The sequence below is a fragment of the Stenotrophomonas sp. Iso1 genome (assembly GCF_027497995.1).
Taxonomy (GTDB): domain Bacteria; phylum Pseudomonadota; class Gammaproteobacteria; order Xanthomonadales; family Xanthomonadaceae; genus Stenotrophomonas.
The window spans coordinates 110,177-127,130 of sequence record NZ_JAODBT010000001.1 but is presented as its reverse complement, the minus strand read 5'-3'; the positions used below and the strand labels follow the sequence as shown (position 1 = coordinate 127,130).

The 16,954-nt window shown below is 64.4% G+C and carries 10 protein-coding genes; 5 read left to right on the top strand and 5 right to left on the bottom strand.

Annotated elements, in window-relative coordinates:
• Positions 1-24: 24 nt before the first annotated feature.
• From PAN08_RS00460 to PAN08_RS00450, 3 genes are all read right to left on the bottom strand, one after another.
• Positions 25-1,839, bottom strand: a complete 1,815-nt coding sequence (locus PAN08_RS00460) for a M56 family metallopeptidase (protein WP_269789594.1) — start codon at positions 1,837-1,839, stop codon at positions 25-27.
• Between the two features lie 3 nt (positions 1,840-1,842).
• A complete protein-coding gene (locus PAN08_RS00455; RefSeq protein ID WP_269789593.1) occupies positions 1,843-2,229 on the bottom strand; it encodes a BlaI/MecI/CopY family transcriptional regulator in 387 nt (128 codons plus the stop codon).
• A 211-nt stretch (positions 2,230-2,440) separates the two neighbouring features.
• Positions 2,441-3,556 (bottom strand): saccharopine dehydrogenase NADP-binding domain-containing protein, encoded by a 1,116-nt coding sequence (locus tag PAN08_RS00450; RefSeq protein WP_269789592.1) that lies wholly within the window; start codon positions 3,554-3,556, stop codon positions 2,441-2,443.
• Between the two features lie 244 nt (positions 3,557-3,800).
• On the opposite strand from PAN08_RS00450, the gene PAN08_RS00445 reads away from it, so the two are divergent.
• From PAN08_RS00445 to PAN08_RS00425, 5 genes are all read left to right on the top strand, one after another.
• Positions 3,801-4,133 (top strand): hypothetical protein, encoded by a 333-nt coding sequence (locus tag PAN08_RS00445; protein WP_269789591.1) that lies wholly within the window; start codon positions 3,801-3,803, stop codon positions 4,131-4,133.
• A 291-nt stretch (positions 4,134-4,424) separates the two neighbouring features.
• Positions 4,425-4,823, top strand: a complete 399-nt coding sequence (locus PAN08_RS00440; RefSeq protein WP_269789590.1) for an I78 family peptidase inhibitor — start codon at positions 4,425-4,427, stop codon at positions 4,821-4,823.
• 313 nt (positions 4,824-5,136) lie between these two features.
• Positions 5,137-9,591: a glutamate synthase large subunit gene (gene gltB, locus PAN08_RS00435; RefSeq protein WP_269789589.1), complete on the top strand. Its 4,455-nt coding sequence runs from the start codon at positions 5,137-5,139 to the stop codon at positions 9,589-9,591.
• Between the two features lie 142 nt (positions 9,592-9,733).
• Positions 9,734-11,179, top strand: coding sequence for an FAD-dependent oxidoreductase (locus PAN08_RS00430; protein WP_269789588.1), 1,446 nt, complete (start codon positions 9,734-9,736; stop codon positions 11,177-11,179).
• 569 nt (positions 11,180-11,748) lie between these two features.
• Positions 11,749-12,783, top strand: a complete 1,035-nt coding sequence (locus PAN08_RS00425; protein WP_269789587.1) for an Ldh family oxidoreductase — start codon at positions 11,749-11,751, stop codon at positions 12,781-12,783.
• Positions 12,784-12,941: 158 nt separating this feature from the next.
• On the opposite strand, the gene PAN08_RS00420 is transcribed toward PAN08_RS00425, so the two are convergent.
• Positions 12,942-15,335 carry a beta-L-arabinofuranosidase domain-containing protein gene (locus tag PAN08_RS00420; protein ID WP_269789586.1) on the bottom strand — a complete coding sequence of 798 codons (2,394 nt, stop codon included), beginning with the start codon at positions 15,333-15,335 and terminating at the stop codon, positions 12,942-12,944.
• A complete protein-coding gene (locus PAN08_RS00415) occupies positions 15,328-16,938 on the bottom strand; it encodes an amidohydrolase family protein (protein WP_269789585.1) in 1,611 nt (536 codons plus the stop codon). The genes PAN08_RS00420 and PAN08_RS00415 overlap by 8 nt, the downstream gene beginning before the upstream one ends.
• Between the last annotated feature and the right edge of the window lie 16 nt (positions 16,939-16,954).

Here is a 16,954-nt window from a genome sequence, read left to right as displayed (position 1 = left end):
GAAAGGGGCTTCAAGCAAACAACCTCAGCTGCGAACCGGCTTGGCAACCCCATCGCGGATCAGCCGCTCGATCAACTGCTCCGTTTCACGCTGTGCACGCACGCTGGCAGCCGCCTGCTGGCGACCCAACTCGGCCTGCTGCTTGCCCAGCGCCGCCTGCTGACGCGACAGGCTTTCCCTCTCCGCGCGCATCGCCGGGTTGTCCATCTCCTGCCTTGCCTGGTCGATCTTGCGGCGTGCTTCATCGGCGGCCCTGCGCTGCGCCTCGGTACGTTCACCGCCTCTCAGCGCCAGTTGCGCCTGTTCGCTCGCCAGCTCGCCGATACGCGCGCCAATCTCTCCCATGCGCGCACCGATATCGCCCTGGCGTTCGCCCAGCTCGCCCTGCTGATCGCCGAGCCTGCCCTGCAGGTCACCCAGTCGCATGGTTTCGGCGTGCAACTGCTGAAAGCGCGCCAGCGTGTCAGCGTCATGCACCACATAGTCCTTGCCGTCACGACGCAGCCACAACACGCCGTTGCCATCGTCCAAACGCTGAGCCAAGCGCAGGTCAGCGACGGAGCCGTTCATGATGTTGTTGTCGCCCTGCCGCAGCACATAGGCGTTGCGGTGGTGGTCGTTGGACAGGTGAATTACCCCCTGCGTGCTGACCGGCGCAGGTGGCGCTGCAGGCGGTGCCGGTGGTACGGCAGCCGGGGGCGCCGGAGGCGCAGGTGGAACCGGCATCACGTCGCTGCCATCGTTGGAATAAATGTGCACCGATGATTTTTTCGCAGCGGGTGCGGGCGGGGCCGGGGGTGCTTTCACCGCTGACGGGGCCGCTGGCGGTGCGGGTGGCGCCGGCGGGACCGGCATCGCCACCAGCCGCAACGGAATCACACCGACCAGTGCCACGGCTGCCAGAATCAGGCCCGCCGCCATGCGCGGGAATGATGAAGTGTTCTGCAACATGAGCAATCTCCGCTTGAGGCTGAGGAAGGTGGGTGAGGCACTGGCCAAGCCGGCGCCCGGCCGAGGTGAGACGCCCAGCTGCAACAGCAGGCGGCCGTAGTGCTGGCGGCAATGTCGGTCACCGGCGACGACGGCGGCATCCACGGCTGCTTCGCGGGCAATGCCGTATTCGCGGGCAGCGATGTGCACCAGCGGATTGAAGAAGAACAGGTGCTGGGCAAGCGCAGGCACCAGACCCAGCCACAGGTCATGACGCTGCAGATGCACCAGCTCGTGCGTCAACGCCATGTCCAGGTCGTCATCACCCATGCGTTGCAGGCCACGGGCCGGTAGCAACAACACCGGACGCCACGGGCCGATCAACTGCGGAGAGTCGATGCCGGTGCTCAGCATCAAGCGCGGTGCGCGCGACAGGCCATGGGCTTCGGATGCCAGTTGCAGCGCGGCGTTGAGTTTGTGGTCGTTGCACGGCTGCGCATTGCGCAACAACGTGCGGCTGGCACGCCACGCCAAGCCGGTGCGCAGCGCCATCACCCCCACACCCGCCAGCCACAGCGACATCAACACCAGTTGCCACGACCAGCCGCTGTTTACCGGCAATGGCTTCATCACGATCATGGGCGCCGCTTGCGCCTGCGGCATGGCAGCGCTGGCCTGCTGCAGCAGGGTCACCGATTCGACGGCCGGCAGAAGCGGCAGTTCCAGTGGCGAGCCCCAGAACAGGCCAACCACGGCCTGCAACGCCACCAGCCACCACAAACCACACTGGGTGCTGGCCGGCAGGCGCCGCACGTAGCGGCACAGCAGCCACACCACGGCGGTCAGCGCGATGGTCTGCACACTGGTGGCCAGCAGGCGATCACCAAACAACTCAAGCATCGTGGCCATGATTCAGTCCTCCCGGCGCTGCGATTGCAGCCTGGCGACAAGGGCTTCCAGTTCTGCCAGTTCGTTGTCGCTGACCTCGGCTTTCTCCGACATCCACGTCACGAACGGCGAGATTGAGCCCTGCAGGGTCTTTTCGACAAAGCTGCTCACCGCGCTGTTCACCACTTCCTGCTGCTCGGCGGTGGTCTGGTAGCGGTAAACGCCTTCGTGCGACGCACGCTGCAGGTAACCCTTGGTGCGCAGGCGCTCCATCATCGTCAGCACGGTCGAACGGGCCAGGCCGCGCGACTCGCCATAACGGGCAGCCACCTCACCCACGCTAGTGGGTTCGTTCTCTCCGATGTACTGCAGCAGGGCCAATTCCTGGTCCCCGACGGTCTTGCGGCGCATGGCCGACTCCAGTGACTACACTTGTCGCCACCGTAGTTGTGACTACAAATGTAGTCAATAGCCCGGAAGGCACCCCGCAATCTCTCACGATGAATGCTTCAGGTTTGGTCAGAACCGCCCCGCCGCGGTGTCGCCCTTGCCCCGCAGGGGTTCTGCCCTCGGTTCGAGAAGGCTTCCAGACAGCCCCGCGCTCCACGGCAGGAGCGCTCCCTCAGGAAACGGCGCTGTCGATCTGCCAGCGCGCGAATTCGCTTTCGAACTCAGCCAGGCTGATCAGGCCGACGCAGGCGTGGGCGCCTATCGGTAGCGGTTCGCCGCGCGCCAACCGACGCGCCAACAACACTGCAGCGAAGGTCGGGATTTCCGGGCCATGCAGCATCGGTGCAGTGAGGTCCCAATGCACGGTGTGCTCTTGCCCGCCACGTTGGCCACGCAGCGTGACGCGCATGCCGCCAAGGTCGGTGCCGAAACGGTCAAAACAACGCCCTGCACGCGCGAACACACCGGCAAACGCCTTCATCGGCAACGGCAGGCCGATGCGCCGCAGCCAGGCGATGGCGGCCAGGCAACGAGACAGGAACGGCAGCTCCAACGCGGCGCGGAAGCGCACCGTGTGTACGCCGGGATACCGCTCTACCAACAGATCGTGATCGGGCACGTCGCACGGGGAAGCCAGGCGCGGGCCGATCCGGGCGAAGTTGACGGGCTGCGGATGGGACCAACCGATCACGCGCTGCCAACGGCCATCGATCCAGCACGTAAACCCCTTTCCGCAGTACGACAACACCGCACGCACGGTGGCCATGCCCAGCGGGGTGGCCTGTGCCGGTGCGATGACGATGTCGATAACGCGCAGGGTGTCGAACTGCGCCGCCAATGCATCCACCACGGCACTGGAAAGCCCCGGCAACGTGCTGGCACCCGTGATCGCACTGCGTTGCGCAAGACGCGCGGCAGCATCCATCTGCGCGGGAAAATCACGGACAAAGTCGCGACCATCAGCGAGGTCGATGTAATGCATGCCAGCCTGCAGACAAGCAAGAGCGACATCGAAACCCTGGCCCTGAAATGGGCCAGCGGTATGGATGACCAGATGCGCACGCGTCGCCGCCAGCGCGATCGCAAAAAGTGGATCGGCAGTGTTCAACCGGCACAGTTCGATGGAAGCCAGATCCACACCCGGCAATTGGGCCGCCGCATGCGCGGGGTTGCGGCCCGCAGCGATGACCGTGATACCGGGTGTGGTGGACAACGCACGCACGATGCGCGCACCGAAATGCCCGTAACCCCCCAATACGAGAACACGACAGCTTTCCTGCGGTGGCATCGGTCCATCCTGCGCTGATGAATGCGCAATTATCCGCCAACGGAACGGTTGCTTCCGAACTGTTCGACGCACCCGATGACCTTGGGACCCACGTGCTGCTGGCTTTCGCAGTGATCGAGCACCGGTGTGCGGCGTGCGGCGCCACAACAACGATGAAGTGACGTTGCCATGCTGTGGATTCATCCGCTGCATACAGTGGCCGGGCGATGCTGCGCACTCGTTCCTGCATTCCCCGGAGTACGCCATGTACCGTCTGCTCACACTGCCTGCCACCGTCCTGCTGTTATCGGCCTGCAATTCTGCGTATGTCACCGATGTGCAGCCGATTGACGGCGTGATCTCCGGCCAATGCCATGTGGACATGGTGCGCGGCGCGGTGGGACTGGCCGCCGCGCCGCAAACCGTGGAGCGTGCGCGTGTGGACAGTGACAGCCTGGAGGTCGCCGTCATTCGCGGACAAGAGCAGGCCGACGGGCACGCCAACTCGGTCGAGGTCGCATCGGCTTCAACCGGCGGCAGTCGCCTTACCATCGAGGTCGGCCGCACCAACAACATCACGGCACTCTACTGCGGCTGACTATTCCCATTGTCACGATGGCTCACGCGCAGCACTCAGCACCGCCGTGTTGCATCGACACGGCTCCGTTCCGTGTGATGCCCGCACCTGCCACCGCCACAGCGCAGCCCACATGACGTACCGCGTGCGGGGGCATTGATCATTGATCGCGGTGGTTCCTGCTCATGCAGTTCATCCGGCCACCGCCGCGCGTTGTCCCGAACGGTTGCTGCACGCACCGTCAGGATCACGGCCGCACCCGGCCCGCTTGGCGATATGCTGCAGCATCATCCAACACATTCTGGAGTACCGATGCAGTTCCCGACGACGACGCGCGGCCTTCGCCGCCCCGCCGCCCTGATTGCCGCGCTTTCGCTGGTGCTGGCACTGGGCGCCTGCGCAGGCCCGGCCCCGGAAGAACAGGAAGAAGCCCTGGACAAGGCCCAACAGGCCGCCACCGCCGCTGCCACACCCGATCCGGGCACCGCCACCGCACCGCCACCGCCGGCCAGCTGTGATGCCAGCCAGGTGCAGGGCCTCGTCGGCCAGGCATGGTCCGATGCGCTGCAGGCGCAGGCCAAGGACGACTCCGGCGCCAGCGATGTCCGCATGCTCAAGCCCAACCAGCCGGTCACCATGGAGTTCATCGGCGAGCGCCTGAACATTGAAACCGATGACAAGGGCGTCATCACCGGCGTGCGTTGCGGCTGAACAGGCCACCACCAAAGCCTTGCCCTGCAAGGCTTTGGTTGCGCAAGCAACGATGTATTGCGGCGTTGCAACAACTGTGATTTAGTCGAACGCATCCGGTGACTTCAGGGTGCGCTCCAGGTAGAGCACACCATGTGCATTGGGTGAGCGCGAGGGCGCTAGCGTTGGTAAGCACGCCGTGATGGCGTTGCGCACCGGCCTTTCCCCACCCAGCCGGACGATGCAGGACGGCGCGCCTCACCCCCGTGTGCATGGCGTGTTTGGCGAGCGGGCATGAGTGTCGCCGCTCACCTGACATCGCTAAGAGGCACAGATGGCCGCCGGTACACCGCAAGGGCTCTACGACCCGCAAGACGAACGCGACGCCTGTGGTTTCGGCATGGTCGCGCAGCTCGATGACCAGCCGTCCCGTCTGTTGGTAGACACGGCCATCGCCGCACTGTCGCGCATGACCCACCGTGGCGGTGTCGCCGCCGACGGCTTGACCGGCGACGGCTGCGGCCTGTTGCTGCGCAAACCTACGGTGTTCCTGCGCCAGCTGGCCGAAGAAGCCGGCATCCGCATCGGCCCCAATTTCGCTGCGGGTGTGGTGTTCCTGCCGCACGATGCCAGCGCCGCACAACGATGTCGCGACGAACTGGATGCCCAGCTGCGCAACGCCGGCTGCCAGCCGCGCGGTTGGCGTGAAGTGCCCACCGATGAAAGTGTCTGCGGCGAACTGGCCCGCGACACCTTGCCGAAGATCGAGCAGGTGTTCGTTGATGCCGACGCCAGCCAAAGCGCCGAGCAGTTCGCACTGGCGTTGTTCCTGGCACGCCGTCGCAGTGAGCAACAACTGCGCGACATCGCCGATTACTACGTCACCACACTCAGCCCGGATGCCATCAGCTACAAGGGCATGGTGCTGCCGGACAAGCTGAGTACGTTCTTCCCGGATTTGCAGCGCCATGAACTGGCGTCCAGCGTGGTGGTGTTCCACCAGCGCTTCTCCACCAACACGATGCCGCGCTGGCCGCTGGCACATCCGTTCCGCCTGCTCGCCCACAACGGCGAGATCAACACCATTGAAGGCAACCGCCACTGGGCGCAGGCGCGCAGCAAGGTGTGGAAGACGCCGAAGTTCGACATCGCCGAGTTTGATCCGGTGATCTCGATGCACGGTTCTGATTCGCAAAGCATGGACAACATGCTGGAGCTGATGGTGGCCGGTGGCATGGAGTTGATCCAGGCACTGCGCATCCTGGTACCGCCGGCAACGCAGTCGCTGGAGTTCAAGGACGCCGACCTCGCCGCGTTCTACGAGTTTTACGGTTTGAACACCGAGCCGTGGGATGGCCCGGCCGGCATCGTCGCCTGCGATGGCCGCTATGCGGCCTGCACGCTGGACCGCAACGGCCTGCGTCCCGCCCGCTGGATGCTGACCTCCGACCGCCATTTCCTGGTCGCCTCCGAAGCCGGCGTGTGGGAAGTACCGGCCGAGCGCGTGGTGCGCAAGGGCAAGCTGGGCCCAGGCCAGATGATGGCCATCGACCTCAAGCGCGGCGACCTGCTCGATTCAGATGCCATCGACCGCATCAATCGCGCACGTGCCCCGTACAAGCAGTGGCTGCACCAGGGCGTGACCTACCTGCAGACCGAATTGATCGACCCGTCACTGGCCGAAGAGCCGTTCGACGAGCCGACCCTGCGCAGCTACCACAAGCTGTTCCAGCTCACGTCCGAGGAAGTGGAGCAGGTGCTGCGGCCGCTGGCCGAAATTGGCCAGGAGGCCACCGGTTCGATGGGCGACGACACGCCCATCGCAGTGCTCAGCCGCAACACACGGCCGCTGTACGACTACTTCCGCCAGGCATTTGCGCAGGTCACCAACCCGCCGATTGATCCGTTGCGCGAAGAATGCGCGATGTCACTGAGCACCCAGCTCGGCAAGGAGACCAACATCTTCCACGCCGGCCCGGAGACGGTGAACCACGTCATCCTCAACTCGCCGGTGCTCAGCCAGCGCAAGCTGCGGCAGCTGTTGAAGATGGAGCAGTACGTCGACCGCAATCGCCTGGTCGATCTGTCCTACAGCATCGAAGAAGGCATCAAGGCCGGCATTGAACGCATCTGCGCGCAGTGCGAGCAGGCCGCGCGCGACGGCGTGGTGATGCTGCTGCTGTCCGACCGCTATCCGGTGCCGGAACGGCCGATGGTGCATGCGTTGCTGGCCACCAGCGCGGTGCATCACCACCTGTCAAAAGTGGGCCTGCGCTGCGACGTCAATCTGATCGTTGAAACCGGCACCGCGCGCGATGCGCACCACATGGCTTGCCTGCTCGGCTTCGGCGCCACCGCGGTGTATCCGTACCTGGCCTACCAGACGCTGTTCGACATGGGCCGCCGCGGCATCCTGCAGTTGAAGAAGGGCGGTGAGGTTTCACAGATCGGCCGCAGCTACCGCAAGGGCATTTACAAGGGCCTGAGCAAGATCATCTCCAAGATGGGCATCTGCACCGTGGCCAGTTACCGCGGCGCGCAGTTGTTCGAGATCATCGGCCTGGACCCGGACGTGGTGCAGCTGTGCTTCCCGGATGCGACCGCGCGTATCGGCGGCGTCAATCTGGCGCGGCTGGATACCGAGGCGCAGGAACTCACCGTGCGTGCGTGGAACGAATTGGCACCGGCCGAAGTCGGCGGCCTGCTCAAGTACGTGCACGGCGGCGAATATCACATGTACAACCCGGATGTGGTGCTGACGCTGCAGCGCGCCTCGCGCACTGGCAAGGCCGAGGACTGGCGCAAGTACATGGACGCAGTGCATTCGCGCCCGACCTCGGCGCTGCGCGACCTGCTGCAACTCAGGCCGGCCGCCACGCCAACGCCGTTGGAGGAAGTGGAACCTGCCGAAGCGTTGTTCAAGCGTTTCGACACGGCCGCCATTTCGCTCGGTGCCTTGTCGCCGGAAGCGCATGAAGCCTTGGCCATCGCGATGAACCGGCTCGGCGGCCGCTCCAACTCCGGTGAAGGCGGCGAAGACCCGGTGCGTTATGGCACGGAGAAGCGCTCCAAGATCAAGCAGGTGGCATCGGGCCGTTTTGGTGTCACCGCCGAATACCTGGTCAATGCCGAAGTGCTGCAGATCAAGGTCGCGCAGGGCGCCAAGCCCGGCGAAGGCGGCCAGCTGCCCGGCCACAAGGTCAACGAGCTGATCGCGCGCCTGCGGTATGCAAAGCCGGGCATCGGTTTGATCTCGCCGCCGCCGCACCACGATATCTATTCCATCGAAGACCTCGCGCAGCTGATCTACGACCTCAAGCAGGTCAATCCGGACGCGCTGGTGTCAGTGAAGCTGGTGTCGCATGCGGGCGTGGGCACGATTGCTGCGGGCGTGGTGAAGGCCGGCGCCGACCTGATCACCGTGTCCGGTCATGACGGCGGCACCGGTGCGTCGCCGATCAGCTCGATCCGCTATGCCGGCGTGCCGTGGGAACTGGGCGTGGCCGAATCGCACCAGGCGTTGATTGGCAACGATCTGCGTGGCCGCACCCTGCTGCAGACCGACGGTGGCCTGAAGACCGGTCTGGATGTGATCAAGGCGGCGCTGCTTGGCGCGGACAGCTTCGGCTTCGGTACTGGCCCGATGATTGTGCTGGGCTGCAAGTACCTGCGCATCTGCCACCTCAACAACTGTGCCACCGGTGTGGCCACCCAGGATGAGCGCCTGCGCGAAGGCTATTTCACCGGCCTGCCGGAGCGCGTGGAAAACTTCTTCAAGCTGCTGGCCGAAGAGGTACGCGAATGGTTGTCGTACCTGGGGGTGCGTTCGCTGGATGAAATCGTGGGCCGCACCGACCTGCTGGAGCAACTGGACGTGTCGCCACGCGAAGGCGTCAAGGTGGATCTGTCGCGGTTGCTGGCACCGGCCCGCTATGACGGCCCACACTGCGCCGCGCAACGTCTGTATCAATCACCGGACAGCCTGGCCACGCAGATGGACGACCTGTTGGCCGACGCCATTACCAACAAGCGTGGCGGCGATCACCGCTTCCTGATCCACAACACCGACCGCTCAATCGGCACGCGCCTGTCTGGCACCATCGCTCGCGCGCATGGCAACCACGGCATGATCGATGCCCCGTTGAACCTGCGCTTCCGCGGCACTGCCGGGCAGAGCCTGGGCGCGTTCAACGTCGATGGCCTGAACCTGGAAGTGGAAGGCGAAGCCAACGACTACGTCGGCAAGGGTATGGCAGGTGGCCGGTTGGTGGTGCGTCCGCCGCGTGGTGCACGCTTCGAGGCACGCGACACCGCCATCATCGGCAACACCTGTTTGTATGGCGCTACCGGCGGTGAGTTGTTTGCCGCAGGCCGTGCCGGCGAACGTTTCGGCGTGCGCAACTCCGGCGCGCTGGCGGTGATTGAAGGTGCCGGCGACCACTGCTGCGAGTACATGACCGACGGCATCGTCGCGGTGCTCGGCAAGGTCGGCCTGAACTTTGGCGCCGGCTTTACCGGTGGACTGGCCTACGTGCTGGATATCGACCGCGATTTCGTGGACCGCTACAACCACGAGTTGATCGACATCCATCGCATTTCCGCCGAGGGTTTCGAGAACCACCGCCAGCATCTGCACACCTTGATCAGCCGTCATCGTGAATTGACCGGCAGCATCTGGGCGCAGCAGATCCTGGATGAGTTCCGCGATTACGTCGGCAAGTTCTGGCTGGTCAAACCCAAGGCCGCCAGCATCGAATCGCTGGCTGCCACGCTGCGTAACGCTGCATGAAGCCAGGAGCCCCTCTCCCGCAAGCGGGAGAGGGGTTGGGGTGAGGGCACGTTGAAAGCAAGGCCCCTCATCCGCCCCTACGGGGCACCTTCTCCCGCCTGCGGGGGAAGGGCTCCTTCCCAGACATCACGAGTTCCCCACCATGAGCCGCAAGCAAGCCTTCCAGTTCCTCGACCTCCCCCGCACCATGCCGCAGCGCATTCCGGTGGAACTGCGCACGTCCGGCGATTGGGGCGAGCTTTACGGGAAATTCGACAAGGCCGACGCGCAGTACCAGGCCGGCCGCTGCCTGGATTGCGGCAACCCTTACTGCAGCTGGAAGTGCCCGGTGCACAACGCCATTCCGCAATGGCTGCAGCTGGTGCAGGAAGACCGCATCCACGAAGCGGCCACGTTGTGCCACTCCACCAATCCGCTACCGGAAGTGTGCGGCCGTGTGTGCCCGCAGGACCGTCTGTGCGAAGGCAGCTGCACGCTGGAGGAATTCGGCGCGGTCACCATTGGTGCGGTGGAGAAGTACATCGTCGATACGGCGCTGGCCACCGGCTGGAAGCCGGACCTGCACGCGGTACAGAGCACCGGTCAACGCGTGGCGATCGTCGGCGCCGGTCCCGCTGGCCTGGCCTGCGCCGATCGCCTGGCGCGGGCCGGTATTCAAGCGGTGGTGTTTGACCGTTACGAATTGATCGGCGGCCTGCTGCAGTTTGGTATTCCCAGTTTCAAGCTGGACAAGAGTGTGATCGACCGCCGCCGCGAGATCCTCGAAGGCATGGGGGTGGAATTCCGCCTGGGCGTGGAAATCGGCCGCGACATCACCATCGAACAACTGCAGGCCGATTACGACGCGGTGTTCCTGGGCACCGGCGCGTACCGCTATACCGACGGCGGCCTGATCGGGCAGGACTTGAAAGGCGTGCTGCCCGCGTTGCCGTTCCTGGTGCAGAACAGCCGCATCGTCGGCGGCAATGATCCCCATGGCCGGCCGATTGCCGGCTGGGAAGATCAGATCGCCCTGCCCGACCTCAACGGCAAGCGCGTGGTGGTGCTGGGCGGTGGCGACACCGGCATGGATTGCGTGCGCAGCGCGATCCGGCTGGGTGCCGCGCGCGTGACCTGCGCCTACCGTCGCGACGAAGCCAACATGCCCGGTTCGGCGCGCGAAGTGGCCAACGCCCGCGAAGAAGGCGTGCGCTTCCTGTTCAACCGTCTGCCGCAGGCAATTGAAGCCGGTGCCGATGACGAAGTCATTGGAGTGACCGTGGTGGAGACACAGCTCAGCGAGCCGGATGCCAACGGTCGCCGCAATGCAGTGGCCATTGAAGGCAGTGAATCGCTGCTGGAAGCAGACGTGGTGATCATTGCGTTTGGCTTCTCGCCGACGTTGCCGGATTGGTTGGCATCGCAGGGTGTGGAAGCCACCAGCAACGGACGCATCGTTGCCGGCGGTGCGGGCCGGCTGCCGTATCAGACGCACAACGCCAAGCTGTTTGCCGGCGGTGACGCGGTGCGTGGTGCGGACCTGGTGGTGACCGCAGTGGCGGAAGGGCGAGATGCGGCGGAGAGCATTGTTGCTTTGTTGAAGCGGTAAAGCGTTAGAAGCTTGAGAGCCGCCCTCACCCCTACCCCTCTCCCGCCTGCGGGAGAGGGGACAGCAAGAGCAGTACGCTGCACTCTCCCTTCTCCCGCCTGCCGGAGAGGGACAGCAAGAGCAGTGCGTTGCACTCTCCCTTCTCCCGCCTGTGGGAGAGGGACAGCAAGAGCAGTACGCTGCACTCTCCCTTCTCCCGCCTGCCGGAGAGGGTCAGCAAGAGCAGTACGTTGCACTCTCCCTTCTCCCGCCTGCGGAAGAGGGGGCAGCAAGAGCAGTGCGTTGCACTCTCCCCTCTCCTGCCTGCGGGACGACAACTCGCCAGGATTGCCGAGTTGCACGGCGAAGCCGCCCGGGAAGTGAGGCGTATGGTGTGCCGAATGCCGGTGCGCGAAGGACGGATGAGGGCCACTTTCGCCATTCGACTTTTATCAGCACGTTCCACGTGGTTTCCAACGCAGCCAGTTGCCGCGCTGCATGACACCATCGATCCGCGCGCTTCTGCCGATGCGTGGCACCTGACGCCCGGTGAATGCGCGCTTCTTTGATCCTGCAGGGAGCCGCATCCGATGATTCAACTGTCACTGGCCGACGCGCGCACGCTGGTTGCCACCATTCTCGCCAACGCCGGATTCTCCGACGGCCATGTGCGGACGCTGACCGACACCATCGTCGCCGGCGAACGCGATGGCTGCACCTCGCATGGCCTATACCGCACCCTGGTATGTGCGCATTCGCTCAAGACCGGCAAGGTGGATGGCACTGCCGTACCCAGTGTGCATGACCAAGCGCCGGCCATCGTGCGCGTTGACGCGCGTGGGGGTTACTCGCTGCTGGCGTTCGAAGCCGGGTTGCCACATCTGATCGAAAAAGCGCATCGCAACGGTATCGCCGCGATGGCGATCAATCACTGCGTGCACTTTTCCGCACTCTGGCCGGAGATTGAACGACTGACGGATGCAGGGCTGGTGGGCATGGCCTGCAACCCCAGCCATGCGTGGGTCGCGCCCGCCGGCGGACGCGAACCGCTGTTGGGAACCAACCCGTTCGCGTTCGGTTGGCCGCGCCACGACAAACCGCCGTATGTATTCGACTTCGCCACCAGTGCGGTGGCACGCGGCGAAATCGAGCTGCGGCGCCGTGCCGGTGAGTCGATTCCCGAAGGCTGGGCCATCGACGCTGACGGCAACGCCACCACCAGTCCGCAGGCCGTGGTGGAAGGCGGCGCGATGCTGACCTTCGGTGGTCACAAGGGCTCGGCGCTGTCGACGATGATCGAACTGATTGCCGGCCCATTGATCGGTGACCTCACCAGCCTGGAATCACTGCGCCACGATGCCGGTGCGGGCGGCTCGCCGTATCACGGTGAACTGGTGCTGGCGTTGGATCCGTCGCGCTTCATCAGCGGTGATCCCGCGTCGCATATGACGCGTGCAGAAACGTTGTTGGATGCTTTCGTGCCCAGTGGCGCGCGTCTGCCCTCGCAGCGTCGCTATGAAGCCAGAGCCAGGAGCCTGGTAGATGGCGTACGTATTCCCGAGCAGCTGTATGCGGAGCTGGTGGCGCTGCGGGATGATCCGGCGGCGCGGGTGATACCGGGGTGATTTGCTGCGGCTGGCGGCTTGCCCACCGCAGGCATGTAGGAGCGGCCTCGGCCGCGAGGCTGATGGAGCCATCACTGTCGACGTAATGCAATTGCAGATACGTTCCAGTTGGAGCCGTCGTCAGCTTCGCGACTGAAGTCGCCCCTACAACAGCGGATTCAAGACAGCAGCCACGCCCCGAACACCGGGCCGGCCGAGTAGCCGGCTTCCGGTTCGATGCGGACCTGCCAGCCCCCTTCAACCGGTACCTGCAGCGATGCAGGCAGTTGATAGTCCACGTCGACGAAACGATCGCCACGGCCGCCGTCCAGTATTTCATTGGCCAGCACCACGCCATTGACCGCAACCGCAAAGCGGCGGCGATGCTCCTCGCCCCAGTAACGCAGGCGCAGGACCGTCGCCGGGCGCTTGCCCTGCAGGGTGAACATCATCCGCCCGCCGGTGCGCACGTCGCGCCCCTTCTGGCGTCGATACGCCAAGGCATACGAGTTGCCCGCCGTCGCCAAACGATGTGCCGTTTCGTCGGCCTCGTCACCGAGCTGCAGGTGATCGATCTGGCGTTCGGCCAACCGCGCTTCGGTTGACGCCTCGGCTGCACGTTCACTGTCACGGCGCGCCAGTGCCGCGGGGTCCAGATGTCGGAAATACACCGCATGACGGCGATCATGCAGGCCGTGGAACGGGGCAAAGCGCAGCCCCTGAGGATGCGATGGCAAAGTTGCCAGAAAGGTACCGTCATTGCGCGCGGCGGCAAATGCCGACGCCATATCATCGGCCGCGATCCACGGCTCCCTACCGTCCCAAGGTTGATCGGCAGGGCCGAGATCGGCCGCCAGCACACAGGGGCCGCGACGCAGTGCCACCACCGTTGCGTCATCCGCGCATGGCTCCACCTGCAACGCCATCGCGAACTCCAGCTGCAGCTGGTCGCCCGCCTGCCAAGGCCCGGGAAATTCCAGATAACCCTCACTGGCATGCAATGTCTGCGGCGTGCCGTTGCGCAGCACGCTGGCCCTGCCGGCCCACGGCGGCATTCGCAAGCGCAGCCGTTGCAATGAAGCATCGCGATTACTGGTGACGGTCAGTCGCACCTGCCCACTCTGCGGAAGCTGCGTTTCCAACTGCAAGCCGATACCGCGCTGCGTATCCGCAAACATGGCGGGAATGTAAAGGTTGACGGTGATATCGCTGCCGTCCCGCCAGAAGATGTCATCGCTGAAGCTGGCGTGGCTTTCCATGCCGGTGCCAACACAGCACCAGAACTCGCCTTCCGGCTCGGAATAGTTGCGTGCCTCGCCACTGAGCATCGGCGTCATGTAGGTGAAGCGACCGCCATCGGGATGCTGTTGCGACAGCACGTGGTTGTACTGCGCGCGTTCGATGTAGTCGTAGTAACGCGCATCGCCCGACCAGCGATACAGGTAGCGCGACAGCCGGATCATGTTCAGCGTGTTGCAGTGCTCGCAGGTCTGCTCGGTGAGATAGCGCGAGATCGTATCCGGCGACTGGAAGTACTCGCGGTCAGCGTTGCCGCCAATGGCATAGCTGTGGTGACCGCTCACCCGCTGCCAGAAGAACAACGCGGCGGCGGCATCGGACTTGCGCGCCTGCAGCTCGAACTGGCGGGCAACACCCAACAGTTTGGGGATCTGCGTATTGGCATGCAGGCGATTGAGCTCATCCTTGCCGGATGCCAGTGGCTCAACCACCTTTTCATGCGAAAAGCGCGCGGCCAGTTGCAGCCAGCGCGTATTGCCGGTGCGTGCACCCAGTTCGGCCAGCGACTCCTGCATGCCGCCGAATTCGCAGTCGAGCAGCTGTTGCATCTGTGTGTGATTCAGTGGCGCCAGCTTGCCTTCAATGTAGTTAGCGATGCCTTCCAACACCTTCAGTGCATCGGCATTTCCGCAACAGCGGTGTGCGTCCAGCAGGCCTGCCAGCAACTTGTGCCACGTATAGAACGGTGCCCAGCTGCCGTTGAGATCGAACGGCAGGGCACGGATGTCGCCGCGCGACACTTCGTCCAGCACCACACGACCGCCTTCCACCGTGCCGTCGGCACGTTTGCGGGTGAAGCCAGCCACATAGCCGTCACCGCCGGACTGCTGGCAGGCGCGCAACTCGCTGACGATATAGTCGGCGCGTGCCTTGCAGTCTTCCTTGTCGCTGCCTGCGTACATCAACGACAGGGCACTCAGATAATGGCCCAGCGTGTGCCCGGCGATGGTGTCTGATTCCCATCCGCCATAGACCTCGGCCTTCGCTGCCAAGCCACTCTGCTCGCGAAAGTTATGCAGCAGCCGGTCAGCGGACAATCGCATCAGGTAACGGTGCGTCGTCTCCACCGAATCGTGGAACACCGACGGCGACAGTCGCACTTGGCTGCCGAGTGACTGCCGTGGCAGCGAGGGCGAAAGTGCGGCCACGGTTTCAGGAAAGCCAACCATCCCCGCAGCAGCGGCCATCGCACTCCAGGCCAGAAAGCGGCGCCGGTCGACGTTCAGCACGCTGCGTTTGTCGCGTGCAACCGCACCGATACCCGCCTTAGTCATCGTGTTCCACCTTCATGGGTGCGTCCGGTAAACCGGCAGCCACCTTGGCCTGGCTGACCATGCGTCGCACGTCTTCGCGCAGCTTGCCGGCGTCGTAGACGATGCCGTCCTTGATGGTGAAATCAACACCGCCCACGCGATGCACGCGGTCGGTCTTGTCATCCAGCAGGATGGTGCCGGTGCCGTACAGCAACTTCAGGTTGGCGACCGGATTGCCACGCACCAGTACCAGGTCGGCCTTGCGCCCGACCCGCACGTTGCCGGCAACGTCTTCGTGACCCAGTATCTTCGCGCCAACACCGGTTGCTGCATGCAGCACTTCCAGCGAACTGAAGCCGGCCTCGCGCAGCAGCTCCATTTCCTGCACATAGCCGAAGCCATACAGGTTGTAGATGTAGCCGCTGTCACTGCCCACGCCGACCAGCCCGCCACGGTTCTTGTAGTCGTTGACGAAGCGCATCCACAGCCGATAGTTGTTGCGCCAATCCACCTCATGTTCCAGCGTCCAGTCGAACCAATAGGAGCCGTGGTGATGGCGGCTGGGGCGATAGAAATCCCACAGCGCCGGCAAGGTGTAGGCGTCGTGCCAGCTGGCGTTGGTCATGCGCATCAGGTCGCGGCTGGCCAGGTAGGCAACGAAGGTGGGGCTGAGTGCGAAGTCGCGCTCCAGCAGTTCATCCATCACCGCATTCCACCGCTCGCTGTCCGGCTCGGCGGTCTGCTGCCACAGCCTGCCAGCCTCGGCGAAGCGCCACTGCTCGTCGGTGTTGTTGAATGCCACCGGCCACTGCTGCAGGCGACGATCGGTGAACATTGCCTCCGGCAGGCCGTACCAATGCTCCATCGAATCCAATCCGTGAGCAGCGGTCTTGAGCACGTTGGCGTAGGCCACCATCTGCTGCGAGTGGTGCATGGTGGTGCGCATGCCGATCTTCTCGGCTTCATCCAGTGCGGCAAACAGCACGTCCTCCGGGATAGCGCCGATGAACTTGATGCCATCGGCGCCCCGCTTGCGGGCGTTGCGCACCGCATCGCGCGCCAATGCCGGGGTGTTGATGCCGGGCTGTATCGCGTTGAAGAACGGGTAGATGTCCAGCCGTGGCGAGACGATTTCGTTGGCCTCGCTGCGCCGCTTCACGTCCGCCAACCACTCAATCGGTTTGCCGCTGCCCAGTTCGCGCGCGGTGGTCACGCCGTGGGCGAGCCACAGCTTGAGAATGTATTCCGGCGGCACGCCCTGGCTGTCGTTGTCGCCGTGCAGGTGCACGTGCGTGTCAACGAACCCCGGCAGCAGTGTGAAGCCGGTGCCGTCGATTTCCCGATCACCTGCCGCCGCGCGTTTGCTGGGATCAATACCGCCCGGCGCACCGATGGAACGGATTTCAGTGACCCGGTCTTTCTGGATCACCACGTCATACGGACCCTGGATGGGCGCACCGGTGCCGTCGATGATGTCCACGTTGCGGATCACCAAGCGTGCAAACGGGCCCTCGCCCACGTCCCGCTGCGGAATATCACGTGCACTGGGCCCCGCCTGCACCCATGACGCCTGGCACACCATCACGCCGAGCATGCCCAACAACCAACGTTTCCTGAGTCGCACCGTCCCCTCCTGCGCG

Excerpts from the sequence above, each read along its gene's own strand:
- PAN08_RS00445 (WP_269789591.1), top strand. The coding sequence starts at position 3,801 with ATGTACCGTCTGCTCACACTGCCTGCCACCGTCCTGCTGTTATCGGCC.
- PAN08_RS00460 (WP_269789594.1), bottom strand. The coding sequence starts at position 1,839 with ATGGCCACGATGCTTGAGTTGTTTGGTGATCGCCTGCTGGCCACCAGT.
- PAN08_RS00430 (WP_269789588.1), top strand. The coding sequence starts at position 9,734 with ATGAGCCGCAAGCAAGCCTTCCAGTTCCTCGACCTCCCCCGCACCATG.
- PAN08_RS00440 (WP_269789590.1), top strand. The coding sequence starts at position 4,425 with ATGCAGTTCCCGACGACGACGCGCGGCCTTCGCCGCCCCGCCGCCCTG.
- gltB (WP_269789589.1), top strand. The coding sequence starts at position 5,137 with ATGGCCGCCGGTACACCGCAAGGGCTCTACGACCCGCAAGACGAACGC.
- PAN08_RS00420 (WP_269789586.1), bottom strand. The coding sequence starts at position 15,335 with ATGACTAAGGCGGGTATCGGTGCGGTTGCACGCGACAAACGCAGCGTG.
- PAN08_RS00450 (WP_269789592.1), bottom strand. The coding sequence starts at position 3,556 with ATGCCACCGCAGGAAAGCTGTCGTGTTCTCGTATTGGGGGGTTACGGG.
- PAN08_RS00425 (WP_269789587.1), top strand. The coding sequence starts at position 11,749 with ATGATTCAACTGTCACTGGCCGACGCGCGCACGCTGGTTGCCACCATT.
- PAN08_RS00455 (WP_269789593.1), bottom strand. The coding sequence starts at position 2,229 with ATGCGCCGCAAGACCGTCGGGGACCAGGAATTGGCCCTGCTGCAGTAC.